At 72.8% G+C, this 24,552-nt stretch carries 17 protein-coding genes and 1 pseudogene; 5 read left to right on the top strand and 13 right to left on the bottom strand.

Translation table 11 applies throughout. The features are described 5' to 3' along the window. Both UK12_RS41250 and UK12_RS14440 read left to right on the top strand, forming a co-directional pair. Window positions 1-757 (top strand): annotated as a pseudogene (locus UK12_RS41250) (type VII secretion protein EccC); the annotation flags it as partial. A gap of 444 nt (window positions 758-1,201) precedes the next feature. Next, window positions 1,202-2,614 (top strand): APC family permease, encoded by a 1,413-nt coding sequence (locus UK12_RS14440; RefSeq protein WP_045303344.1) that lies wholly within the window; start codon window positions 1,202-1,204, stop codon window positions 2,612-2,614. 61 nt (window positions 2,615-2,675) lie between these two features. Here the strand turns inward: UK12_RS14440 and mycP are convergent, their stop codons facing one another. From mycP to UK12_RS14460, 4 genes are all read right to left on the bottom strand, one after another. Further along, a complete protein-coding gene (mycP, locus tag UK12_RS14445) occupies window positions 2,676-3,956 on the bottom strand; it encodes a type VII secretion-associated serine protease mycosin (RefSeq protein ID WP_045303345.1) in 1,281 nt (426 codons plus the stop codon). A 140-nt stretch (window positions 3,957-4,096) separates the two neighbouring features. Beyond that, window positions 4,097-4,396, bottom strand: coding sequence for a WXG100 family type VII secretion target (locus tag UK12_RS14450; protein ID WP_082119610.1), 300 nt, complete (start codon window positions 4,394-4,396; stop codon window positions 4,097-4,099). A 71-nt stretch (window positions 4,397-4,467) separates the two neighbouring features. Beyond that, window positions 4,468-4,767, bottom strand: a complete 300-nt coding sequence (locus UK12_RS14455) for a WXG100 family type VII secretion target (protein ID WP_045303346.1) — start codon at window positions 4,765-4,767, stop codon at window positions 4,468-4,470. Window positions 4,768-4,958: 191 nt separating this feature from the next. Further along, the gene (locus UK12_RS14460; protein WP_045303347.1) at window positions 4,959-6,569 is read right to left on the bottom strand and encodes a type VII secretion protein EccB; all 1,611 of its coding nucleotides are present in this window, start codon (window positions 6,567-6,569) and stop codon (window positions 4,959-4,961) included. A gap of 348 nt (window positions 6,570-6,917) precedes the next feature. On the opposite strand from UK12_RS14460, the gene eccE reads away from it, so the two are divergent. The 3 genes from eccE (at window position 6,918) to UK12_RS14475 (ending at window position 11,462) form a co-directional block, all read left to right on the top strand. Next, the gene (eccE, locus tag UK12_RS14465; RefSeq protein ID WP_197084857.1) at window positions 6,918-8,207 is read left to right on the top strand and encodes a type VII secretion protein EccE; all 1,290 of its coding nucleotides are present in this window, start codon (window positions 6,918-6,920) and stop codon (window positions 8,205-8,207) included. Continuing rightward, on the top strand, window positions 8,207-8,974 hold the full coding sequence (locus UK12_RS14470; RefSeq protein ID WP_045303348.1) for a hypothetical protein: 768 nt from the start codon (window positions 8,207-8,209) through the stop codon (window positions 8,972-8,974). Before eccE ends, UK12_RS14470 begins: the two co-directional genes overlap by 1 nt. A gap of 319 nt (window positions 8,975-9,293) precedes the next feature. Then, the gene (locus UK12_RS14475; RefSeq protein WP_045303349.1) at window positions 9,294-11,462 is read left to right on the top strand and encodes a MinD/ParA family ATP-binding protein; all 2,169 of its coding nucleotides are present in this window, start codon (window positions 9,294-9,296) and stop codon (window positions 11,460-11,462) included. 68 nt (window positions 11,463-11,530) lie between these two features. On the opposite strand, the gene UK12_RS14480 is transcribed toward UK12_RS14475, so the two are convergent. The 9 genes from UK12_RS14480 to nusA form a co-directional block, all read right to left on the bottom strand. Beyond that, window positions 11,531-12,526, bottom strand: coding sequence for a bifunctional riboflavin kinase/FAD synthetase (locus tag UK12_RS14480; protein ID WP_045303350.1), 996 nt, complete (start codon window positions 12,524-12,526; stop codon window positions 11,531-11,533). A gap of 67 nt (window positions 12,527-12,593) precedes the next feature. Further along, on the bottom strand, window positions 12,594-16,328 hold the full coding sequence (locus UK12_RS14485) for a serine protease (protein ID WP_156178720.1): 3,735 nt from the start codon (window positions 16,326-16,328) through the stop codon (window positions 12,594-12,596). A 357-nt stretch (window positions 16,329-16,685) separates the two neighbouring features. After that, window positions 16,686-17,591, bottom strand: coding sequence for a tRNA pseudouridine(55) synthase TruB (gene truB / locus UK12_RS14490; protein WP_045303351.1), 906 nt, complete (start codon window positions 17,589-17,591; stop codon window positions 16,686-16,688). Between the two features lie 87 nt (window positions 17,592-17,678). After that, window positions 17,679-18,641 carry a DHH family phosphoesterase gene (locus UK12_RS14495; RefSeq protein WP_197084858.1) on the bottom strand — a complete coding sequence of 321 codons (963 nt, stop codon included), beginning with the start codon at window positions 18,639-18,641 and terminating at the stop codon, window positions 17,679-17,681. A gap of 167 nt (window positions 18,642-18,808) precedes the next feature. Beyond that, window positions 18,809-19,252, bottom strand: coding sequence for a 30S ribosome-binding factor RbfA (gene rbfA / locus UK12_RS14500; protein WP_045303352.1), 444 nt, complete (start codon window positions 19,250-19,252; stop codon window positions 18,809-18,811). 153 nt (window positions 19,253-19,405) lie between these two features. Beyond that, on the bottom strand, window positions 19,406-19,702 hold the full coding sequence (locus UK12_RS14505) for a DUF503 domain-containing protein (RefSeq protein ID WP_045303353.1): 297 nt from the start codon (window positions 19,700-19,702) through the stop codon (window positions 19,406-19,408). Window positions 19,703-19,832: 130 nt separating this feature from the next. After that, window positions 19,833-22,979, bottom strand: coding sequence for a translation initiation factor IF-2 (gene infB / locus UK12_RS37960; protein WP_045303354.1), 3,147 nt, complete (start codon window positions 22,977-22,979; stop codon window positions 19,833-19,835). Window positions 22,980-23,174: 195 nt separating this feature from the next. Then, window positions 23,175-23,516, bottom strand: a complete 342-nt coding sequence (locus tag UK12_RS45035; RefSeq protein WP_442973795.1) for a YlxR family protein — start codon at window positions 23,514-23,516, stop codon at window positions 23,175-23,177. Between the two features lie 19 nt (window positions 23,517-23,535). After that, window positions 23,536-24,540 carry a transcription termination factor NusA gene (nusA, locus tag UK12_RS14515; RefSeq protein ID WP_045303355.1) on the bottom strand — a complete coding sequence of 335 codons (1,005 nt, stop codon included), beginning with the start codon at window positions 24,538-24,540 and terminating at the stop codon, window positions 23,536-23,538. Window positions 24,541-24,552 lie beyond the last annotated feature (12 nt).

Genomic DNA, 24,552 nt, shown 5'->3' on the forward strand with positions numbered 1-24,552 from the left:
GCGCATGCTGCCCGCCGTCCTGGACGGCCACGCGCTGCCCAAGGGCTTCGAGCACCCCGAGCTGGGTGTCGCCATCGGTGTGGACGAGACCGAGCTCGCGCCGGTCTTCCTCAACTTCGAGAGCGACCCGCTGTTCGTGGTCTTCGGTGAGAGCGAGTCGGGCAAGTCCGCGGTGCTGCGGATGCTGATCAAGCAGATCACCGAGCGCTACACCCCGGACCAGGCCGGCATCGTGATCGGCGACTTCCGCCGTTCGCTGCTGGGCGTGGTGCCGCCGGAGTACCTGGTCGAGTACGCGGCGGCAGCGCCCGCCATGTCCTCGATCGTGGAGATGCTCCGCGGGGCCTGCGCCCGCCGTCTGCCCGGACCGGACGTCACGCCGGAGCAGCTGCGCAACCGCAGCTGGTACAGCGGCAAGGACATGTTCGTGATCGTGGACGACTACGAGCTGGTCGCCACCCAGTCCGGCAACCCGATGGCACCGCTGGCCGAGTTCCTGCCGTTCGCCCGTGACATCGGTCTGCGCATCATCATCGCGCGCAGCGCCGGTGGTGCCGGCCGCTCGCTGTTCGAGCCGGTGATGCAGCGGATGCGCGAGCTGGGCGGGCAGGGCCTGGTGCTCTCCGGTGACAAGAACGAGGGCGCACTGCTCGGCACGGTCAAGCCGCAGCCGCTGCCGCCGGGCCGTGGCGTTTACGTCACCCGCCGGATGGCCGCGGGCCAGACCATCCAGGTCGGCTGGCTGCCTGCGCCGTAACACCGAGTGACACCACGAGGCCGGGTCCGGTACGGACCCGGCCTCGTGCGTCCCAGGTGCTGAAACGTTATCGAGTTTCTTGTATGACTTTGCTGCGGTTCTCGTTGTCCGCCCGGACAGCCGCAGCGCTCGGAGGGGTGCCTGGCCAGCAGAAGCCCATGCGACGGACGACCATGGATTCATGGGGTGCAATCTTTCGTTCACCTTCGATTCAAATACGGCATGGCGAAGGTAACAAATAGGACATGCTCGACGATCACCGCCCGCAACCATCGGATCCTCGGCTCGACCCACGCTGACCTGCGGATTCCGAAGCAGTTCGGCCGTTGACGCGATCTATACGGCACGGTTCCATGGCTTCCCGGGAGCGACCAGGACCAACACCAGCCAGCGGAGGCGATAGCGCTCCCTCCCCAGGACCTCACCGAGCCGATCGGAACGCTCATGACCGACACGCTTCGCCCGCCAGCCGCCGCAGCCCCCACTGCGGCGACGGACAGCCTCGACGGGGCGCCGAAGAAGCTGAGCCGTTCGCTCGGTGTCGTAGGCGGGACCCTGCTCACGCTCTCCTGCGTGACCCCCGCCTCTTCGCTGTTCGTGATCGTGCCGAGCCTCTTCAACAGCCTGGGCACCGCGACCGCGCTGACCATCGGGATCGGCGCGATCCTCTGTGTCGCGGTGGCGTTCTGCTACTCCGAGCTCGGCACCCTGGTGCCGAGCGCCGGCGGCGAGTACGCGATGGTCGGCACCCTGGCGGGCCGCTTCACCGGGTGGCTGGTGTTCATCCAGTCCCTGATCGTGGTGATGATCGTGCCCTCGGTCATCGCCCTCGGCACGGCCGACTACCTCGCCCCGATCGTGCACATCGACCCGGCGGTGGCCGGAGCCGGCGTGATGCTGGCCGCCACCGTCGCCGGCCTGCTGGACCTGCGGGCCAACGCCTGGATCACCGGCATCTTCCTGGTCCTCGAGGTCATCGCCGCCGCCGTGGTCTCCTTCCTCGGCTTCGCGCACACCGAGCGCGGCATGGGCAGCCTGCTGCACGGCGTGACCGCCGACACCGGCGGCGCGACCAGCCCGGTCGGCATGGCCGCCGTCCTGGCCGCGATGGGCACCGCCCTCTTCGTCACCCAGGGCTTCAGCACCGCGATCTACCTCTCCGAGGAGCTGGAGAACCCGCGCCGCAACGTCGCCCGCACCGTGCTGTGGACGCTCGCGCTCTCCGTGGTGGTCATCATGGTCCCGGTCGTCGCCATCACCATGGGCGCCCCCGACCTGGCCTCGCTGACCGGCGGCGACATCTCCACCATGGTGGTCGGCTGGAGCAACTCCGCGGTCGGCACCTTCATCAGCCTCTGCATCGCGCTGGCCATCATCAACGCCGGCATCGTCATGGTCATCCAGAACTCCCGGGTGCTCTTCGCCTCCGGCCGCGACCAGGCCTGGCCCGCGCCGATCAACAGGGCCTTCGGCACCCTGAACCGCTTCAGCGCCCCCTGGGTCTCCACCCTCGCCGTCGGCGTCCCCGGCGCGGTGCTCTGCTTCGTTCCGAACACCATGCTGACCAACATCACCGGTGTCGCGGTCGCCGCGCTCTACCTGCTGGTCGCCGTCGCCGCCCTGTTCTCCCGCCGCAAGCAGCACCGGGACGCCCCCGCCTGGCGCCAGCCGCTCTGGCCGGTGCTGCCGGTCCTGCTGATCGTGGTGCTCGGCTACATCCTCACCCAGCTGGACGTCACCGCCCTGCTGTGGACCGGCGGCATCACCGTCGCCGCCTCGCTGTACTGGCTCCTCTACCTCCGCCCCCGCCAGGACACCCACTGGGTGATCACCATCCCGGAGGACGAGCAGCTCTGAGCACAGAACGGCCGCGGGCCCGGCTCCCCTTCGAGGGGGAGCCGGGCCCGCGGCCGTTGTGTCAGGACTCGCCGCGACGCCTTCGGTGGTCCCGGACCACGATCGAGCCGCCCGCGAGGCCCGCGACCAGCAGCGCGCCCGCCCCCACCACGTAGGTGCCGGTCCGGCTGTCCCGCTGGGCCTGGGTCTCCCCGAGGCCGAGCGGCTGCGCGACGATCTTCGTGGTGTCCAGCTGCACCGGTGCGTCGGGCACCGGAGCGTCCTCGGGCTTGGCATCACTGCGGACGGCCTTCACCGGGTCGACCACACCCCAGCCGACGAACCGGTTGGGACCCCGCTCGGTGCGCTGCGCGGTCTGCTCGATCCGGGCCCGGATCTGCGCGGCCGTCCACTTCGGGTACTTGGACTTCAGCAGCGCGGCCACCCCGGCCACGTACGGGGAGGAGAAGCTGGTGCCGTTGTCGACGCACTGACCGCCCTTGGGGACGGTGGAGAGCATCTCCACACCCGGCGCGGCAACCTTCACGAAGTCCCCGTACTGCGAGAACGGGGCCCGCTCGTTGTTGCGGTCCGAGGCGCCGACCGACAGCACGGTGTCGAAGGCCGCCGGGTACGTGGGGCCCTCGCGGCCGTCGTTGCCCGACGACGCGACCACGACGATGCCCTGGTCGTCGGCCTGCTTCAGCACGGCCTGGAGGTCGCTCTTGCGGTCGAAGTTGCCGCTGTCGTCGGTCGCCCGGACGTCCTGGGAGATGTTGATGACGCCGGCCCCCTTCTGGATCGCGATCTTGATCGCGTCGATCAGAGTGCCGACGTCACCGTTGCCCTGGCTGTCGTTCTGCCGGATCGAGAGGATCTTGGCGTCCGGCGCCAGTCCGACGAAGCCCGTCTTCTGCGGGAGCGGCTTAGCCGCGATGATCCCCGCCACCTTGGTGCCGTGGCCGACCGTGTCGTCCTTGCCGTTGCCGTCCACCAGCTTCTTGGTCGACTGGTCCATCAGCAGCGAGCCACCGTCCAGCACCTGGCCCTGCAGCTGCGGATTGCCGTCGTCCACCCCGGTGTCGATCACCGCGACGGTGACGTTGGCGCCCCTCGACTTGCCGCCGTCCCAGAGCTGGTCGAGCAGCACCCGCTGGAGCGCCCACGGCACGCCCTGCACGTCCGCGGCCGGGAAGCTGCAGTCGGCCGCCGCCGCGATCCCCAGCGGCGACCAGTGCACGGCCGCACCGTCACCCGGCCCGGACGCGGGCTGCGCCGCGTACGCGGGTGCGCCCGCCATGGTGCCGATCACCCCCAGCGCGACCAGTCCGGTGGCAGCCCTGCGGTAGGTCCCCAACGACACCTGTCTTCCCCTCTGATCCACCCGATGTCGTGCGCGCGGCGGACCGCGCGCCGGTGCCTGGAACAGGCCCAGGGCGGGCGCCCGGATGGACGCCCGCCCCGATGTGCGCTACTGCCGTGCCCCGTGAACGGAGCCTCGGCTCAGTTTCCGCCCCAGATCGCCGAGTTGCGCTGCTCGGTCGACTGGTAGCTCTGCGCGGCGTTGTCCAGCGAGGTGGCGATCTGGCCCAGGGCCTGCTGCAGGTCAGCGGCCTTGGTGTCCCACTCGCGCTGGCGGGCCTGGTAGCCCTCCTGCGCCGAGCCCTGCCAGCTGCTGGCGATCCGGCTCACGCCGGCCTTCAGCTCCTCCAGCTGCGACTGGATGCGCGAGGCGGTCTGACGGACCTCCTGGCTGGCGTTCTGAATGGTGGAGAAATTAACGAGAATGTGCGCGTCTGACACGGTGTCTTCCTCTCAGTGAAATCGTGGCGGCCGTCAGAACGGCCGATGAGTTACGGCTGCGGCGCCGTGGCTCAGAACGAGCCCCTCATCGACGACTGCTGCTCCTGCTCGGTCTGCGAGTAGGCCTTGGTCGTGGCCTCGATCGCCTGCTTGATCTCGTCGAGCACCTTGTTCAGCGCGGTCGCGTCCTCGTTGAAACGCGTCTGCAGCTGCTGGTAGGCCGCAGCGGCCTGACCCTGCCAGCCCGACTTGATCTCGTCGACCAGCGTGTTGAGCCGCTTGATCTCGCCCTGGATCTGGCCGTTCACCTCACCGATCCGGTTGGCGAAAGCAGTCATTTCTTCAGCGGTCGTCGTGAACTGACCAGCCATGGTCCACCGTCCCCCATGAGACAGACATCCTGACGGACGGCCCTGGCACAGACCATCCGTCAAACATCACGGTGTGATGCCACCCAGCACAATAGTCGCCAACCGCAAGTCACCCAACACCGGGAGTGCGGCAGTTACCAGACCATGACACTGCGCCGACCCACCAACTGACGCAGTGTCACGGATCTGCATCAGGCGTTCTGGGCCTGGAGCGCGGCGTAGGTGCTGAGCACCGGACCGGCCGGGACCAGGTCGGACCACCAGCGCGGAACCAGGGTCGGCGGCACCTTGTCGAAGCCGAGCCGGGCCTGCGCCTCGTTGGTCTGCTGCTGCGCGGCACCGCCCTGCGGGTCGGCGGACGCGCTCGGCGCGGGCGCGCCCTGGCCGCTGGGGCCGTCGTTGTTGCTGGGCACCGAGTAGCGCAGCCCGGTCTCGGTGATCAGGAAGTTGCTGCCCGAGCTGTCCACGCCGCCGTTGCCGTCCACCGCCCGGAAGAGCAGGCCGTGGCCCGGCGAGACGTGCGCGCTCGCGGAACCGCTGCTGACCTGCGTCGGATAGTCGGTGTAGGCCCAGACCGAGCGCTTGACGCTCTTGTCGGCGGCCCAGCCCTCGAAGGTGCTGCAGAGCACCGTACGAGCCGCCTTGCCGTTGTTCACCGCGTGCTCGGCGGGCTGCTCCTTCGGCATGTCCTTGGGGTCGCTGTCCATCATGCTGGTGTCGAAGCTGTCCTTGAGGTCCGCGTAGTCGGCCGGCGACAGCTCGGCCAGCTTCGGCGTGCCGGCGTAGAGACTCTTCAACGACCGGCTGTTGCGCATCAGTTCGGCCTGGAAAGCGGAGATCTGGTAGAGCTTCTGTGCCCCGACCACATAGAAGGTCTTGTTCTGGAACGACAGCAGTCGCCCGACCTTCTGCTCACTCGTCTGCGAGAGCTTCACGGAGGTCCGCGCACCGAGGGAGTTGGACCCCGGCATGGTGGGGAACTTGACGGGCGCTCCGTCTCCCAGCGTGGCCAGCCACTCCTTGGTGACCTGCTGCGGCTTGGCATCGCTGCCGAACAGCGCGGACTCCATCGCGCGGCGGTCGAGCGGGTCGGTGTTGAAGTCACCGAGCGCGTGCTTCATGCCCGTCGAATCGACCAGGAACTCGCTGCCCGGCCGGTCCTTGTCGTCGTTGTCCTTCGAACCGTCCTGCGGGCCCTGCACGAACAGCCACTGACCGGGGGCCAGGACCAGGTCGGGCCGGTGCAGCGTCTTGGCGTCGGCGTCGGCCGCGACGAACAGCGACTGGTTGACGGTCGCCTGGATCTCCCCCTGGCCGGGACGGTCGCAGACCGACCACAGCTTCGGCGTCCCCGCGTCGTCCGCCTGGGGCAGCCGGTCCGGGGCGTACGGGATCCCGATGGTGGCACCGTGGTTCTTGTACGCGTCCAGTGCGGAGTCCACCACCGGCACGACCTTGGCCCCGGCCGGCAGCACCAGCCGGGCCGAGGACATGTTGAGGACCTGGTGCAGCACCTTGTCGTTGGTCTTGGGATCGACCAGCACCACGTAGCGGGTGGTGGAGTCCTTGCCCTGGATGATGTTCTTGCCGTCGTCCCAACCCTTGGGTGCGGTGGGCTTGATGACGCCCCACATCCCGAAACCCGCCACCACGACGGCCGCCACCACCAGGCTCGGCAGCACCGCACGCACCGGACGCGGGGCGTCCTCGTCGCTGCCGCCGCCACCTGGCTGCAGGAAGGCGCCCACCGTGCGCTTGCGCGCGAAGGTGTAGGCGTTCAGCTCGTCCCGGCGTGATGCCATCTCGTCGTCTCCCCTGTTCGACCGGCAGCCGGACTGGCCCGACAGCCTCGGCCCGGCACCTGTGCGTACGTCAGCACGATTGGTCCATGCGCGAGTCTGCCACCCGGCGGGCACGAGGTGCAGCGAACCCTCTACGATGCAAAGCCTCTACGATGCGGCAGCAGACGGTGAGTACGGTACGGGTCCGGTCTGCCGACCAGCCAACCGGGCCGTGAAATCTGATCAGAGAGGTTCACGCGGGGGATGCCAAGCCAGACCGCTCCAGAGCGACGCAGCACATCGCACGGCAGGGGCAACGGCGGCCGGCGGAACGGGGGCAGGGGCACCCGCCGCTCGACGTCGGCCCGGGTGGGAGGTGCGACCGCGCCGGTCGCGGTGAAGATCCACCCGCGTCCCGGCCTGCTCGGCACCAGGCTGCGGTTGCAGCAGCTCGTGCTGATCGAGGTCGCGGCCGCGCTGGTCGCGGTCGGCTGGACCATCAGCAAGGCGATGGCCGGGGTGTTCGCGGTACCCGCCGTGCTGCTGGTGGTGATCGCCGTGCTGCCGCTCAACGGCCGCAGCCTGCCCGAGGGCCTGCAGGTGCGGATGGCGCACAGCGCCCGCCGCAAGCAGGCCCAGCTCAACGTGCCGCCGCCGGGCACCGACCCGGCCCTGGCGCCCGCGCTGGAGGTCGAACCGGCGCTGCGCACCTACACCCACGCCACCGAGGCCGACCTCGGCGGCGGCCGGCCGTTCCGGCGCGAGACCGGCATGGTCGGCGACGGCACGTTCCTGACCTCCGTCCTGCTGGTGCAGGCCAAGGACCAGCCGCTGCGGCCCGCCCGTACGGCCCTGCCGCTGCCGCTGGACGTGATCTGCTCGGCGCTCCAGGTGGACGACATCCCCCTGGAGTCCGTCCAGCTGGTCCAGCACACCCAGCCGGCGCCCGCGCCGCACCTGCCCGAGCAGTCGCTCGCCACCCGCGCCTACCACCAGCTGCCGGACGGGCTCAGCACGCCGGGCCTGCGGCTCACCTGGGTCGCGCTCAAGCTCGACCCGGAGGCGGCGGCCACCGCCGTGCTGGCCCGGGGCGGCGGCGAGGAGGGTGCCCGCAAGGCGCTCCAGCGGGTCACCGACCAGCTGGCCGGACGGCTCAACGGGGCCGGGTTCACCGCGACCGCACTGGACGAGCGCGAGCTGATCGCCGCCCTCGCCATCTCGATCTGCGCCAACCCGATCGCCGTGGCGGGCCGTCAGGGCACCGGCGGCGGTGGCGGCAGCAGCCGCCGGACCCAGGAGAGCCGCAAGTTCTGGCGGATCGACGACCGCTGGCACAGCACGTACTGGATCTCCAAGTGGCCGCAGCTCAGCCGCCCCGGCGGTGCGCCCGGCCGGATCGCCGCCCCCGACCTGGTCAACCTGGTCACCGGAACCCCGGCGCTGGCCAGCACCTTCAGCCTCACCGCGAGCCGGGGCACCGGCGGCGCGGTCGCCGTCAGCGGGCACGTCCGGGTGACCGGGCGCAGCGAGAGCGAGGTCGCCCAGGTCGGGCGGCTCGTGGAGACCCGCGCACAGAGTGCCGGGGTCGGCCTGACCCGGCTCGACCAGGAGCAGGCGCCCGGCCTGCTCGCCACGCTGCCCCTGGGAGGGACTTCCTGATGGCCTATCAGACCTACCCCACCCAGTCCGCCGAACCGGAGGCCGACCGCACCCGGACCACCCTGCGGATCCGTCCCGGCTTCGGCCTGCGCGGCCCGCGCCGCGAGCGGCACGTGCTCTCCCCCGAGGACCTCGCCGCGCTGTCCTTCCCGGTCGGCGACGACGGTGTGGTCATCGGTGTCGACCCGCAGCGGCAGCCCGCCGTGCTGGGCCTGTTCCGGCCGAGCCCGTACGAGGTGGTGCTGGTCGGCGGCATGTGGACGGCGCAGATCATCGCGCTGCGGGCGGCCGCCACCGGCGCCCGGGTCGCGGTGGAGAGCGGGCGTCCGCAGGCATGGGGTCCGCTGGCCCAGGCGGCCGGCGGCGGCCAGCCCTGTGTGACGGTGCACCAGGTCGGGCGGCTCGGCGCGCAGGGTGCCTCGGTGACCTCGCCGGTGCTGGTCGTCCGCGACCTGGGCGTCCGGCCGCCGCGCAGCCGGCTGTCCGCCACCCCGTGGCAGACCACGCTCACCCTGCTGCCGTACCTGGGCCCGAACGCCGCCCGCGTGCTCAACGCCGCCGACCTGGTCGGCGTCCAGCGGATCTCGCCGCAGGAGGCCGAGGTCGTCGCGCGGGTCCTGTCGCTCGGCGACCAGGACGTGGCGTCGCTGCCGACGCTGCCCGAGAACATCACGCTCTGGGCGACCAGGATGCGGCAGCAGTTCGTGATGACCGACCCCGGCGAGGCGGAGGGCCAGCTGCTGGGCGGCCCTCGCCGGATGGACTGAGCACGGCTCAGTTCCGGGATGCCGCAGGTGTCCGTCAGGGGCGTGAGGCCCTGCCCGGTCGACCGTGCACTCGGTCGGCCGGGCAGCGCTCCGCGCCCCTGACGGCTTGCCCGACGGCCTCCGGGCCCGGGAACGGGGGACGAGGTGAACAGCCGGTGAGATTCACTCCAAAGGCGGTTGTCATCACGCCTTGAAGCCCTGGTGAAGGCCCGTGAACCCCTGCGTGAGTTCGGGCACCGCCTTCAGGTGACCGCGAATCACGTCCTAGTCTTGTTGCCGGACGGCACCGCGAACCAGCGGCGAAAACGAGGGAGCCCAAGTGAGCAGCGATCGGGACGGCGTCTACGTCGGCGACAACGCGGCGGAGGACGACGACGACTGGTCGGACGTCCCTGACTACTCGCCGCCGTCCTGGTACACCCAGAGCCCGGAGCCCCAGGCGGCCGCGCCCGCCCCGGCACCCGCGCCCGTACCCGCCCCGGCTCCTGCACCGACGCCCGTGCCTCCGCCCGCACCCGTGCCGATGGCCGAGCCGGCTCCGGTCGCCGTCCCGCCGGCACCGGTGGCAGCCACTGCACCGCCTGCCGCGCACCCCGGCGGCGAGCAACCCCCGCACGTGCCGCCGGTGGTTCCCGCGCCGACCGCCGAGGCTGCCGGGGCACCCGCGGCCGAGCCCGTGGCGGCGTACGCTCCCGTGCCCGCCCCCGCCCCCGTGCCTGCACCCGTAGCCGCGCCTGTTCCTGCCCCCGCACCCGCTCCGGTGGAGGCGGCGCCGCCGCAGGCCGTACCCGCGCCCGCAGCCGAGGCTCCCGCCGTGCCTGCCCCGGTACAGCCGCTGGCCGCGCCCGTCCCGCCCCCGGTCCCCGCGCCCGCGCCCGCGCAGCCGGTGCCGCCGCAGGCCTGGCCGGCTGCCGACACCGCGCCGCAGCCCGGCCCCGCGCCGGCCCCGGCTCCGGCTCCGGCTCCGGCTCCGGCTCCGGCCCAGCCGTCGTACCCGCAGCAGGCCGCACCACCGCAGGCGCCCCAGGCACCCCAGAACCCGCAGGCCCCCAACACGTGGCAGCAGCAGCCCCCGGCCGCACCCGGTCCGGCCGCGCCCACCCCTCCGGTGGACCCCAGGCAGGGCGGCTGGCCGCAGGCCGGCGGGTACCCACAGCAGCAGGGCTATCCGCAGCAGGCCGCGCCGCAGGCGCCGGCGGCGTTCCAACAGGCCGGCGGTCAGCAGCCGATGGCCCACGGCGCGGCGCTCGGCTACACGGCCGCCGTCGAACTCTCCTCCGACCGCCTGCTGCGCGGACAGCCCAAGGCGCAGCGGCAGCAGCCGCGCTTCCAGTTCGGCGGCAAGGCGGCGCAGGCCGACCGGGCCCGCCGGCTGGAGATCATCCGTACGCCGGTGATGAGCTGCTACCGGATCGCGGTGATCAGCCTCAAGGGCGGTGTCGGCAAGACCACGACCACCACCTCGCTCGGGGCCACGCTGGCCAGCGAGCGCCAGGACAAGGTGATCGCGATCGACGCGAACCCGGACGCCGGTACGCTCGGCCGCCGGATCAAGCGGCAGACCGGCGCGACCATCCGCGACCTGGTGACGGCGATCCCGCATCTGCGCAGCTACATGGACGTCCGCCAGTTCACCTCGCAGGACCTCAACTCGGGCCTGGAGATCCTGGCGAACGACGTCGACCCGGCCGTCTCGACCACCTTCAACGACTCGGACTACCGCCAGGTCATCCAGGTGCTCGGGCAGCACTACCCGATCATCCTGACCGACTCCGGCACCGGCCTGCTGTACAGCGCGATGCGCGGGGTGCTCGACCTGGCCGACCAGCTGATCATCGTCTCCACGCCCAGCGTGGACGGTGCCAGCAGCGCCTCGACCACGCTGGACTGGCTCTCCGCGCACGGCTACGCCGACCTGGTGCAGCGTTCGATCACGGTGGTCTCGGGGGTGCGCGAGACCAGCAAGATGATCAAGGTCGAGGACATCGTCGCGCACTTCCAGACCCGCTGCCGGGGCGTGGTCGTGGTGCCGTTCGACGAGAGCCTGGCGGCCGGCGCCGAGGTCAACCTGGCGATGATGCGGCCCAAGGTGCGGGACGCGTACTTCGAGCTGGCCACCCTGGTCGGCGAGGACATCGCCCGTGCCCAGCAGGCCACCCAGGGCTCCTGGGCCCAGCAGCAGCCGTACCCGCAGCAGGGCCCGGCGCAGGGCGGTGGCTACCCGCAGCAGCAGCCGCAGCAGCAGCCGTACCCGCAGCAGGGCGGCTACCCGCCGCCACCGCCCGGCGGCTACCCGGGGCAGCCCGCACCCGGCGCTCCCTGGGCTCCCCAGCCGGGCCAGACGCCGCCCGGGTATCCGGCCCCGCCGCAGCAGGACTGGTCCCAGCAGGGCGGCGAGCGCCCCGGCTACGGCTACCCGCCGCCGCAGGACGGCCAGCAGCCCCCGCCCCCGCCGGGGTACGGCTACCCGCCGCCTCCGCAGCAGTGAACGACCGGACCCCGCCGACCTGAGGTCGGCGGGGTCCGCTGCGCTCCACCGCGTGTCGCGGCCGGTGCTCAGCGCACGTCGGTCATCTCGCGCGCCCGCTTGACGTCGTCGGCCATCCGCTCCAGCAGCGCCTCGATCGAGTCGAACTTCTCCATCCCGCGCAGATACGCGAGGAAGTCCACCGCCACGTGCAGGCCGTACAGGTCCAGGCCGATCCGGTCGATCGCGTAGGCCTCCACCGTGCGGTTGGCGTTGTCGAAGGTGGGGTTGGTCCCCACCGAGATCGCGGCGGGCATGCTCACTCCCCGCCCGTCCTCCGGCCCCGCCGGGCCGGAGGCGGGGGCCCCGGGCTCGCCGAGCACCGTCAGCCAGCCCGCGTAGACCCCGTCGGCCGGGACGGCGCTGTGCGGCACCGTCTCCACGTTCGCCGTCGGGAAGCCCATGTCCCGCCCGCGCTGCGCGCCGCGGACCACCACGCCCTCGACCCGGTGCGGCCGTCCGAGCACCTCAGCCGCACCCGTCATGTCCCCCTCCGAGACCAGCCGTCGGACCAGGGTCGACGAGAAGGGCTTCCCGTCCCCGGCCGCTCCGCACACCTGGAGGTCCACCACCTCGACCTCGAAATCGGCCTTCCGGCCGAGCTCCGCGAGCAGCTCGACGTTCCCCGCCGCCCGGTGCCCGAACCGGAAGTTCGGGCCCTCGATGACCAGCCGCGCACGGAGCGCGTCCACCAGCACCTGCTGGACGAAGGTCTCCGGCGACTCCTTGGAGAACTCCGGCGTGAACGGCAGCACGAGCACCGCGTCCACCCCCAGCTCGGCCATCAACTCCGCCCGGCGCGGCTGCGGCGCCAGCAGCGCCGGGTGGCTGCCCGGACGGACCACCTCGCTCGGGTGCGGGTCGAAGGTCACCGCGACCGCCCGCACGCCCAGCTCGCGGGCGCGCTCGACCGCGCGGCCGATGATCAGTTGATGACCCCGGTGCACACCGTCGAACGAACCGATGGTGACGACGCTGCGCCCCCAGTCCGCGGGGACCTCCTCCAGGCCACGCCAGCGCTGCACCCTGACCGCTCCTCGTTCCGTACCTGGCGCACGCTCTGTACGCTCTTACGTTCCAAACCCTGAACCCCTATAGCGTGCCATGCGCCCGAGTCTGCTTCGGCACCGGAAGGCCCACTTCGCGCGGCAGCGGACGCAGGGCGCCGCGCTCGGACTCCGCCGCGGCGTACTGCGGGTCGCGGCCGGCGGCGACCAGCGCCCGCATCCGGGTCAGCAGCGGACCGCCGACCAGCGGGTTCTCGGCGGCCGGCCACTCCGCGAGCAGCCGCGCGAACGCCGCCGAACGGCCGGCACAGCGCACCAGTACGGTATCCGCCTCGGCGGTCCTCACCGCGATCCGGCGGACCAACTCCCTTGCCTGGTACGGCTCGTGCTCCGTGCAGCGCTCGGCCAGGCACTCCAGCACCGCCGCCAGGACGCCCTCGTCGCGCTCCCCCGTCAGCAGCGCGTCCAGCAGCGGACCGCGCGACGGCAGCCCCGGCGTCGCCAGCCGGACCGCGAAGACCCGCCGCACCGGCGCGGGCCGGGTGCCGAGTGCCAGCACCCGCAGCACCTCCCGCGGCTCCGCCCAGGGCCGCCGTGCCGCACCGGACCGTACGGCCCGCTGCGCGCCGTCGTATTCCCCCGCCTCCTCGCCTGCGGCCTGCGGACCCGCCCCGACCTGCGGCTCCGATGTTCCGGCGAGCAGGCGGTCCAGGTAGTCGGCGATCTGGCCGCCCCGCTCGGGATGCTGGTGCAGCAGCTCGGCGGCCAGGTCGAGACCCCGGCGGGCCACCGCCGGGTCCGCCACCTCGGCGAGCACCCGCAAGCCCTCGGCCATCGCCGCACCCGGCGCCGTAAGGCGCTGCCGGAACGCCGCCAGCACGGGCTCCGGGTCCTCGGCCAGCGCAGGCGCCAGCACCTCGGCGGTGACGAACGGGTCGTCCGCCAGGTACCGTGCGATCGCCGCCGCCAGATACCGCCCCCGGCTCCGCCCGTCGCGCACCAGCAACGCCAACGCCGCACCGTGCAGGGCGGGTTCGTCCTCCCGGGCCAGCAGGGCGGTGGCGGTGAAACGCAGCAGCTCCGGGCCGGGCCCGGTGGCGTACGGCGCGGTGCGCAGCGCATGCACGGCGGCCGCGACATGCCGTTCGGGACGGGGGTCGTGGCTCCAGCGGTCGACCGCGCGACAGAGCGCGGAGGGCTCGTCGGCCGCGAGCAGCGAGAGCAGCGCATCGGCCCGGGGATGGCCGGTTTCCACCAGGCACTCCGTCAGGTCGTCCAGCGCCAGCCTCCGGTGGGCGTACAGCAGGTCGTGGGCCAGGTCGGCGACCGTGCAGTCGGGGCGGGCCGGAAGACGGCGGCTGTCCTCGAACCAGCGGCACAGCAGCGGAATCACCGTATGCGGGTCGGCGGCCAGCGCCTCGGCCGTCGCGGCGCGGAAGGACTGCGCGGCGCCGTCCGCCCGGACCAGGCGGCGGAGCAGGTCCAGTCTGGCGGCGGGGGCCAGCGGCAGGGCCGCCCAGAAGCCGGGCCCGAACGCCTCGGTCCGCTCGCCGCGTTCGGCCAGCTGCGCCAGCAGGGACCGGTGGGCTGCGAGGTCGGCGTCGGAGCGCAGGACGGCGGTGAGCAGGTGTCCGGCCCACCAGGCGGGCTCACTGCCCGCCGGGGAGATCTCCAGTGCCCGCCACAGCCGGTGCAGCCAGCGGTCCAGCGCCTCGGCGCCCCAGGTCTCCCCGATCCGGGTCAGCGCGACCACCACGGGCCCGGCGCGGTGTCTCGGCACCCGGCGGCCGCAGCCGGGGACCGCCGCTGCCGCCGCCCACGCACCCGACTCCGCACTCCCCTCGCCGCCGACGGCGTCCGCCCCGCCGGCGCCGTCCTCCTCCAGCAGCAGCCGCAGTGCGCCGTCCAGGTCCAGGTGCTGGCCCTGGAGCCACTCGCCGAGCTCCTCGTGGGCCAGCCGGTATCCGTCTCCCACCGCGACGAAGAGCCGCTCGCCGAGCACCGCCGAGGCCCAGCCGCCGGCGGTCGGGAACAGCAGCTCGAACGCGTCCGCCGACAGCCCGCCGTGCCCCGATCCGAGCATCTGCCGGGCCGCCTCGTGCACCCGCCCGGCGACCACCGCCGCCAGCCGCCGCACCCGGCCGGGTTCGGCCGCGCCCGGCCGTGGGCCGCCCCTGCGGTGCGCTCCCGGCCGCCTTGCCGTGCCGCCGTCGGCCAGCCGCTGGGCGATCCGCAGGCAGCAGAGGTCGAGAAAGCCCTCGAACAGCTCGCCGCGCCGTGGAGCCGTACCGTGCCACCACACTCCCGCCGCCTGCAGTTCTCCGGCGATCCGCAGCGCCACCGGGTGCGCCGCCCCCGCCCGGCCCAGCGGCCCGGCGGCCTCGGCCACCTCGGTGCCGTCCTGCGCACCCGGCGCCGACGGCGGCCGGCCCGCCAGCCCGTACCGCCGCGCGGCCCGCTCCGCGGCCTCCTCCGGCAGCGGGCCGAGCCCGTGCACCCGGGCGGCTTCGGCTCCCGACCCGTCCGCCCGCTCCCACTCGCCCCACCGCTCCGGCCGGCAGGCCGTCAGCAGCCCCGCTGCCGCCGTCCTCAGCCACTCGGACGTCGCGCACAGCCAGGAGGCCCCGGCGGCCGCCGGGGCCTCCTCCGGGGCGTCCAGGACGACCAGCAAGGGCCGCCCCGCCTCGGCGCAGAGCCGCGCGGCCCGCCCCGGTTCGGGCGGGTCGACGGCGAGCAGTCCGGCCGCCCTGGCCAGTACCCGGCCGACCGCGTCCACCACCGACGTGTCCGCGGGCCGCAGGTCGGCGCCGCGCAGCCAGAGCGTGGGCAGCGGGTGCGGACCACCGGCCCGACGGACCGTCAGGGCGGCCAGCTCGGTGGTACGCCCGCTGCCGGGGGCACCGACCAGCACGGTGAGCGACTCCTGCGGCTCCTCACCGGTGAGGCCGTCCGGACGGTCCACCCGGTCGGCGGCCAGGTCGGCGATCCGCCCCGGCCCGGCGACGGCCGATCCCAGCTGCACGGAAGCCAGTTGAAGCACCCCGGCCAGATTGAGGGCCCGCCCGTACGCGGGCACGGTGGCCGCGTTCCGCGCCACCGCCTCGGCCAGCGCACCGGCCGCAGCCACCGCCGCACCGGAGGCGGCCCAGCCGGCCCCGTCGAACCCGGACGCCCCGGACGCCCCGGACGCCCCGCTTCCGGGCCCCGTACCGGCCCGTGGCAGCACCAGCGGGACGGCCACCGCCCCGCCCCCGTACCCGGACGGCAGTGACGGAGCGACGACCCCGAGCACGGCCCCGGTCCCGGCGTCCACCACCGGCGCACCGGCCGGGAACACCGCCCCGGCCGCCGACAGGTCCAGCCAGAGCGCACCGGCGATCAGATGGAACTCGTCCCGCCAGGGGTACATCGCCGTACCCGCCCCGAGGACTCCCCCCTGCCCGGTCGCCACCGCGCCGTCGTCCCGGAGGTAGGGCACCGCGACCGGTTCCCCGCCCCGGGCGGGGCCGCCGATCGGCAGCGGCGGCACCGGCAGACCGCCGACCGCCTCCGTCCGCACCAGCGCGAGGCCGTACGGAGCGAGCGGTTCGATGCAGTCGGCGCCGAGCACCCGCGCCTGCCCGCCCTCGGTGTGCAGGACCAGCCGGGCCAGCCCGGCCACCGTCTCGTGCGCGGTGACCACGGTGCCGTGCAGGTCCACGACGAAGCCGAGGCCCCGCGTCCGCCCGTCCGGACCGCAGATCCGCAGCAGTGCCCGCCCCGGATCGGCTGCCGTCCGAAGCCATCCGTCAGCCGAATCAGACCACCCACCAGCGGCCATCAGCCCGCCTCCCCCGCCGGGCCGCGAACAGGCCCCGCCCTGCGGGGTGGCCCGCCGCAGCCGCCGTACACGCCCGTCGGGAGCCTGCCCCCGGGCGCGGGCCGGGCACCACAGCCACGCCCTGCACGCCGAGCGTTCACCTCGCGCGCCCGCTCGTACGGGTGAGATCGCCGCGCCCGGGGTTTCCGGGGTTCACCGGCTGCGGCAGGCGGGGATCGCAGGGGCACGGCAGGCGGGGACCGCAGGGCGTGGGGAACGACGCCCACGGCACCCCTCGGTCAGGCAGCACACTCCGGGGCAGGGGCGTGAGGAAGCACGCGAGAAGGGGGCGCGGGTCGTCCCCCGCGCCCCCGGGGGTCAGCCGACGAAGACGGCCACCGGGCGGGCGCTGCCGCCCTTCTCCTCCACCAGCGCGAGGAAGCGCCCCTCCGGGTCGAAGACGGCGATCGGCCCGTCCACACCCAGCCCGGGCGCCTTCAGCTTCATGCCGTTGGAGAGCAGCCTGGCCTGCTCGGCGTCGATGTCCCAGCGCGGGAAGGCGGCGTCCGCCGCCTCCGCGATGGGCAGCACCTCCAGCCGCTCCTCCAGCTGCTCCAGGGTGCGCGCGGAGTCGAGCCCGTACGGACCGACCTTGGTGCGGCGCAGCGCGGTCAGGTGGCCGCCCACCCCGAGGTCGGCGCCGAGGTCGCGGGCCAGCGCCCGGATGTAGGTGCCGGAGGAGCATTCGACGGTGACGTCGAGGTCGATCACGGGGGTGCCGTCCTCGGCGACGGCGGCCCGCTGCTCGTGCACGGTGAAGGAGTGGACGGTGGTCGCCCGGGCGGGGATCTCGAAGTCCTCGCCCTCCCGGACCCGGTGGTAGGAGCGCTTGCCGTCGATCTTGATGGCACTGACCTTGGACGGGACCTGCATGATCTCGCCGGTCAGCTTGGCGATCCCGGCGTCGATCAGGTCCCGCCCGATGCCCGAGGCGTCGGCGCAGGAGGTGACGTCGCCCTCGCGGTCGTCGGTGATGGTGTTCTGCCCGAGCCGGATGGTCGCCTCGTAGGTCTTGGCGGTGAGCATCAGATGCCCGAGCAGCCGGGTGGCCCGCTCGACACCGATGACCAGGACGCCGGTCGCCATCGGGTCCAGCGTGCCCGCGTGCCCGACCTTCCGGGTCCCGGCCAGCCAGCGCATCTTGGCGACCACCCCGTGCGAGGTGAGGCCCTCCGGCTTGTCGACAATGACCAGGCCGTCGGGGCCGGTTCCCTTACGCTTCATCAGTTCTTCTCTGTGCGGGTCTGTACGAGTGTGTACGGGTCTGTGCGGAACGGTTCAGGTCTGTACGGAACGGTCGGGATCCGGAGCTCAACGGCCCGCGGCAAGCGCGGCCCGGAACCGGGCGATGGTCACCGGAACCTCCTCGCGAGCGGCGAACCCGGCCGCGAACTGGTGCCCGCCGCCGCCGAGTCCGGCGCAGACCGCGGCGACGTCGACCGCGCCCTTGGCCCGGCAGGAGCCGCGCAGCGTGCCGTCCGGGTCCTGCTTCAGCACCAGCGCGACCTCCGCCTCGGCGGGGCGGCGCAGCACGTCGATCAGGCCCTCGATCTCCTCGATCGTCACGCCGAACAGCGCGAGGTCCTGGTATGGCACCCAGGTCCACACCAGCCCGAGGCCGCCCGCCGCCTCGGGCTCGTACACGGCGCGGTCGAGCGCGGCGGCGAGCACCTTGAGGTAGCCGAAGGAGGAGGTGTCCCACAGGGTTCGGGAGATCAGGTCGTGCCGGATGCCGGTGGCCAGCAGCCGCCCGGCGAATTCGTGGGTGGCCGGGGTGGTGGCCCGGTACCTGAAGGAGCCGGTGTCGGTGGCGACCCCGGTGTAGAGGCAGGTGGCGAGGTCCTGGTCGAGCGGTACCCGGAGGCGGCGCAGCAGTTCGTCGACGAGCACGGCGGTGGCCGGGGCGGTGGGGTCGATCAGGCGGTGGGTGCCGAAGCCGGGGTTGGAGGCGTGGTGGTCGATCACGATCAGCACGGGGGCGGCGAACGCCTTCTCGTGCAGCAGTCCGAGCCGGCTCTCGGCCGCGACGTCGAGGCAGACCACCAGCTCCGGGACCTCCGGCACCTCGGCGGCCGGGACGATCAGCTCCTGTCCGGGCAGGAAGGCCAGCGACTCGGGGATCACCTGCGGATCGTCGCCGAAGGAGACCCGGACCCGATGGCCGAGCCCGCGCAGCGCCATCCCGGCGGCCAGCGCGGAGCCGAGCGCGTCCCCGTCGGGGTTGATGTGGCAGATCAGGTCGACCGTCTCGGCCTGCCGGATCGCCTGGACCACCCGCTGCCACTCCGGCTCGAAGGCCGCGCAGGGGCCGGGTGCCGGAGCAGACCCGCCGGAGGCACCCGGTGACTCAGTGCGAGGCCCCGGAAGCACCGCGAGGGCACCCTCCACCGTGTCGGTGGAAGATGCCCCCTGGCCGGCCGTGACCGGCTCGGGTGTCACGGTTACTCGTCCTCGTCGTCGCGCTCGGCGCCCGGCACCCGGTAGGGCTCCGCGTCCCCGGCGTACGTCGCCCCGGCGGCGGCCGTCCGGACGGCGGCGTCGGAGAGCCGCGCCTTGTCCAGCAGGTCGTCGATGTTCCGGGCGTTGTCCGGCAGGGCGTCCGCGACGAAGGTCAGCGACGGGGTGAAGCGCACCCCGGTCTGCTTGCCGACCTCGGAACGGAGCACGCCCTTGGCGCTCTCCAGCGCTGCGGCCGTCGCCTCGCGCTCGGTCTCGTCGCCGTAGACCGTGTAGAAGACGGTGGCCTCGCGCAGGTCTCCGGTGACCCGGGTGTCCGTGATGGTCACGTAGCCAAGGCGGGGGTCCTTGATCCGTCGTTGCAGGGTCTCGGCCACAACCACCTGAATGCGGTCGGCGAGCTTGCGCGCCCTTGCGGTGTCGGTCACGTTGCCTCCTCGTACGGTGGGCTCGGTACCCGGGTCAGTGCTCCACCCGGCGGGGCCCACGCCCCAACGTACCTGCCCGCGCCCAGCCTTGTGGGCGCTGTCGGTCCTCGCCGGTGTGACGGTGGTGACTTCCGCACCACCGCACCCGGCTTCTCAGTCATCGTCGTCATGGTGGTAGCGCCTCCTGGCGGAGAGCAGCTGCACCTCGGGGCGGCCGGCGACGAGCCGCTCACAGCTGTCCAGGATCTCGGTGACGTACCCGGCCTCGCCGGACACCACAGCCAGGCCGATCTCGGCCCTGCGGTGCAGATCCTGGTTCCCGGTTTCCGCTGCGCACACGCTGTACCTGCGCTGCAGCTCGGCCACGATGGGCCGCACGATCGAGCGCTTCTCCTTGAGCGAGTGGACGTCGCCGAGGAGCAGGTCGAAGGTGAGTGTTCCCACGAACATGTAAGGCAGGTCTCGCCGACCTGAAGGCCTCGTAGGTCCCCTGAACAGGGGCGTACCAGGACCCTACACAGCGAGACCGGGGCCGGTCGACGGGATAATCATCCCGCAGACCGGCCCCGGCAGCCGACGCTTAGGCGCGCGGCTTCTCGCGCATCTCGTAGGTCTCGATGATGTCCTCGACCTTGATGTCGTTGAACGACCCGAGCGTCACACCGGCCTCGAAGCCCTCGCGGACCTCGGTCGCGTCGTCCTTGAAGCGGCGCAGACCCTCGATGGTGAGGTTCTCCGACACGACCTTGCCGTCGCGGATGAGGCGGGCCTTGGCGTTGCGGCGCAGCAGGCCCTCGCGGACCAGGACACCGGCGATGTTGCCGAACTTGGAGGAACGGAACACCTCGCGGATCTCCGCAGAGCCGAGGCGCACCTCCTCGTACTCCGGCTTGAGCAGACCCTTGAGGGCCGACTCGATCTCCTCGATCGCCTGGTAGATGACCGAGTAGTACCGGACGTCCACGCCTTCCTTCTCGGCCGCGGTGCGCGCACGGCCTTCGGCGCGCACGTTGAAGCCGATGATGATGGCGTCCGAGCCCATCGCCAGGTCCACGTCGGACTCGGTGATGGCACCCACACCGCGGTGCAGGACCCGGAGCTCGACCTCCTCGCCGACGTCCAGCTTGACCAGGGCGTCCTCAAGGGCCTCGACCGAACCGGAGACGTCACCCTTGATGATGAGGTTGAGCTGCTCGATGGAGCCGGCCGCGATGGCCTTGTCCAGGTCCTCCAGCGAGATCCGGACCCGACGCTGCGCGAACGCGGCGTTGCGGTCACGGGCCGAACGCTTCTCGGCGATCTGGCGGGCGGTGCGGTCCTCCTCGACGACGATGAAGCTGTCGCCGGCGCGGGGCACCGAGGTCAGACCGAGCAGCAGCACCGGGCGGGACGGGCCGGCCTCTTCGAGGTGGTTGCCGTTCTCGTCCAGCATGGCGCGGACGCGACCGTAGGCGTCGCCGACCACGATCGAGTCACCGACGCGGAGGGTACCGCGCTGGACCAGGACGGTCGCCATGGCGCCGCGGCCCTTGTCCAGGTGGGCCTCGATCGCAATACCCTGCGCGTCCTGCTCCGGGTTGGCCCGCAGGTCGAGCGAGGCGTCGGCGGTCAGCACGACCGCCTCCAGCAGCTGGTCGATGTGCAGACCCTGGCGCGCGGAGATGTCGACGAACATGGTGTCGCCGCCGTACTCCTCGGCCACCAGACCGAACTCGGTCAGCTGACCGCGGACCTTGGTCGGGTCGGCGCCCTCGACGTCGATCTTGTTGACCGCGACCACGATCGGCACACCGGCGGCCTTGGCGTGGTTCAACGCCTCGACCGTCTGCGGCATGACACCGTCGTTGGCCGCGACCACCAGGATCGCGATGTCGGTGGACTTGGCACCACGGGCACGCATGGCGGAGAACGCCTCGTGACCCGGGGTGTCGAGGAAGGTGATCGGACGCTCTTCGCCGTTCACCATGGTGGCGACCTGGTAGGCACCGATGTGCTGGGTGATGCCACCGGCCTCGCCGGCCACCACGTTGGACTTGCGGATGGCGTCCAGCAGGCGGGTCTTACCGTGGTCGACGTGACCCATGACGGTGACGACCGGCGGGCGCGGGGCCAGCATGTCCTCGTCGCCCTCGTTGGCACCGAAGTCGATGTCGAACGACTCCAGCAGCTCGCGGTCCTCGTCGTCCCGGCTGACGATCTCCAGGACGAAGCCCATCTCACCGGCCAGCAGCTCGAGGGTCGCGTCGGAGACCGACTGGGTCGCGGTGACCATCTCACCGAGGTTGAACATCACCGAGACGAGCGCGGCCGGGTTGGCGTTGATCTTCTCCGCGAAGTCCATCAGCGAGGCACCACGCGACAGGCGGACCGTCTGGCCGTTGCCGCGGGGCAGCATCACACCGCCGACGGACGGGGCCTGCATGGCCTCGTACTCCTGGCGCTTCGCCCGCTTCGACTTGCGGCCACGCGCCGGGCGACCGCCCGGACCACGACCGAAGGCACCCTGCGTGCCACCACGGGCACCCGGACCACCCGGACGGCCACCGAAGCCACCCGGACGCGGGCCGAAGCCACCGCCGCCACCCGGGGCACCGCCACCGGGACGGGGGCCGCCGAAGCCGCCACCGGCCGGACGCGAGCCCGGACCGGCCGGACGGCCGGCGAAGCCCGGACGGGCACCGCCGCCACCGGGACCACCCGGACGGCCGCCGGGGCCACCCGGACCACGGCCACCCGGGCCGGGACGCGGGCCCGGACCGGCCGGACGCTGCGGCATCATGCCCGGGTTCGGGCGCGGCATGCCGGACGGGGAGGGGGCACCCGGACGCGGACCGGCCGGACGGGGCATCCCGTCGGGACGCGGTGCACCGGCACCCGGACCACCCGGACGCGGCGCGCCACCGGGACCGGCGGCGGGACGCGGACGGTCGCCACCGGGACGCGGACGGTCGCCACCGGGAGCACCGGCGGGACGCGGACGGTCACCACCGGGACGCGGACGCTCGCCCTGGCCGGGAGCACCGGCCGGACGCGGACGGTCACCACCGGGACGCGGACGCTCGCCCTGGCCGGGAGCACCGGCCGGACGCGGACGGTCACCCTGGCCACCGCCGGAACGGCGGTCGCCGGGACGGGCCATGCCGGTGGCACCACCCGAGGTGAAGGGGTTGTTGCCCGGACGCGGGCCGGCCGGACGCGGGCCCGGACGGGCACCCGAGGACGGGGCGGCAGCGGCCGGACGCGGCGCCGGAGCAGCCGGACGGGCCGGAGCCTCACCGGCGGGAGCCGGGGAGGAGAACTCGGCCGCCGGAGCAGCCGGAGCCGGCGCGGCGGGACGCGCGGCCGGGCGCGGGCCCGGGGTCGCAGCGGCCGGCTTGGGCGCGGCGGGGGTGGCCGGGGCGGCAGGCGCCGCGGCGGCCGGGGTGGGACGGGGGCCCGGGGTCGCCGTGGGGCGCGGGCCAGGGGTGGGGGCACCCGGCTTGGGTGCGGCCGCGCCGGTGGCACCGGCGGGCTGGGGCGCCGCGGGCTTGCGCGGGCCAGGCTTTGCAGCGGAACCACCAGCAGGCGGCGTCGCTCCCAAAGCGTCAGTCAACTTACGAACGACCGGCGCCTCAATCGTCGAGGACGCCGAACGGACGAACTCACCGAGCTCGGTGAGCTTGGCCATCACGGCCTTGCTCTCCAAGCCAAGCTCCTTGGCGAGTTCGTATACCCGGACCTTAGCCACTTCGCTCCTGTCTACGTGTCCGGGGTCGTGTCCGCCGGACTGTCGCTACTTCATGGGCGTACTCATCGCGTACTCATCGAGTGCTCATCGCAATCTCGACCTACTTCCATCTCGCGAGGTACCTGACGTGTCGCGCAGGGCACCTGGGTGCCGTGCGCTGTGCATTGCTGTGGTGCTTCGCCGCGCCTGAGGAACTCAGGGCGCCGAGGTCTCGCCTACCCGCTCACCGACGTACACGCGCAGCGTGTCGGTGTCGAGCACACCCTGGAGCCGGAAGGCCCTGGGAAACGCCCGTCGACGTACCGCGAGGTCGAGGCAGGCCGACTCGGGGTGCAGATGTGCACCCCGCCCCGGCAGTGCGCCGCGCGGATCGGGGACACAGACGCCCTCGACCGCCACGACACGCAACAGCTCGTGTTTGGCCGCTCGCTTGCGGCAGCCCACGCAGGTGCGTTCCGGGCATGCGCGGACATGCGTCCGGCCAGACACGCTCAAGTCTACCCCTCCGGAGGGACATGGCGCCGCCCCGCCGATCACAGCGGGACGGCGGATACGTTTACTGCTCGGTCGGGGATTCCCCGGCCGGCACCTCGGTGTCCGGTCGGATGTCGATCCGCCAGCCGGTCAGACGGGCCGCGAGGCGGGCGTTCTGGCCCTCCTTGCCGATCGCCAGCGACAGCTGGTAGTCGGGCACGATCACCCGGGCGGAGCGCTGGGCGTAGTCCACGATCTCCACCTTCGTCACCCGCGCGGGGGACAGGGCGGAGGCCACCATGTCGGCCGGGTCCTCCGACCAGTCGACGATGTCGATCTTCTCGCCGTGCAGCTCGCCCATCACGTTGCGCACCCGGCTGCCCATCGGGCCGATGCAGGCGCCCTTGGCGTTCAGGCCGGGCTTGCGGGACCAGACCGCGATCTTGGTCCGGTGGCCGGCCTCACGGGCGATCGCGGCGATCTCGACGCTGCCGTCGGCGATCTCCGGGACCTCCAGCGCGAAGAGCTTCTTCACCAGGCTGGGGTGGGTCCGCGAGAGCGTCACCGAGGCACCGCGCACGCCGCGGCGCACGGCCACCACGTAGCACTTCAGCCGGGTGCCGTGCTTGTAGTCCTCACCCGGGACCTGCTCCTGCGGCGGGAGGATGGCCTCCAGCTTGCCGATGTCGACCAGGATGTTCTTCGGGTCGTTGCCCTGCTGGACGACACCGGTGACGATGTCGCCCTCCTTGCCAAGGTACTCGCCGAAGGTCTGGTCGTCCGCGGCGTCACGCAGACGCTGCAGGATGACCTGCTTGGCGGTCGAGGCGGCGATCCGGCCGAAGCCGCTCGGGGTGTCGTCGAACTCCTTCGGCTCGACACCCTCCTCCAGCTCCGCCGGGTCCTCCAGGGCCCACACGGTGACATGCCCGGTCTTGCGGTTCAGCTCGACCCGGGCCCGACGGCGGGAGCCCTCGGTGCGGTGGTAGGCAATGAGGAGGGCCGACTCGATCGACTCGACCAGCAGGTCGAACGGAACGCCCTTCTCGGTAACCAGCCCACGCAGGGCGCTCATGTCGATGTCCACGGCTACGCCTCC

It is taken from the genome of Saccharothrix sp. ST-888, assembly GCF_000955975.1.
Lineage (GTDB): Bacteria > Actinomycetota > Actinomycetes > Streptomycetales > Streptomycetaceae > Kitasatospora.

Coding starts and splice junctions, on each gene's coding strand:
- UK12_RS14440 (WP_045303344.1), top strand. CDS start 1,202: ATGACCGACACGCTTCGCCCGCCAGCCGCCGCAGCCCCCACTGCGGCG.
- UK12_RS14455 (WP_045303346.1), bottom strand. CDS start 4,767: ATGGCTGGTCAGTTCACGACGACCGCTGAAGAAATGACTGCTTTCGCC.
- UK12_RS14460 (WP_045303347.1), bottom strand. CDS start 6,569: ATGGCATCACGCCGGGACGAGCTGAACGCCTACACCTTCGCGCGCAAG.
- UK12_RS14470 (WP_045303348.1), top strand. CDS start 8,207: ATGGCCTATCAGACCTACCCCACCCAGTCCGCCGAACCGGAGGCCGAC.
- UK12_RS14485 (WP_156178720.1), bottom strand. CDS start 16,328: ATGGCCGCTGGTGGGTGGTCTGATTCGGCTGACGGATGGCTTCGGACG.
- truB (WP_045303351.1), bottom strand. CDS start 17,591: ATGAAGCGTAAGGGAACCGGCCCCGACGGCCTGGTCATTGTCGACAAG.
- UK12_RS14505 (WP_045303353.1), bottom strand. CDS start 19,702: ATGTTCGTGGGAACACTCACCTTCGACCTGCTCCTCGGCGACGTCCAC.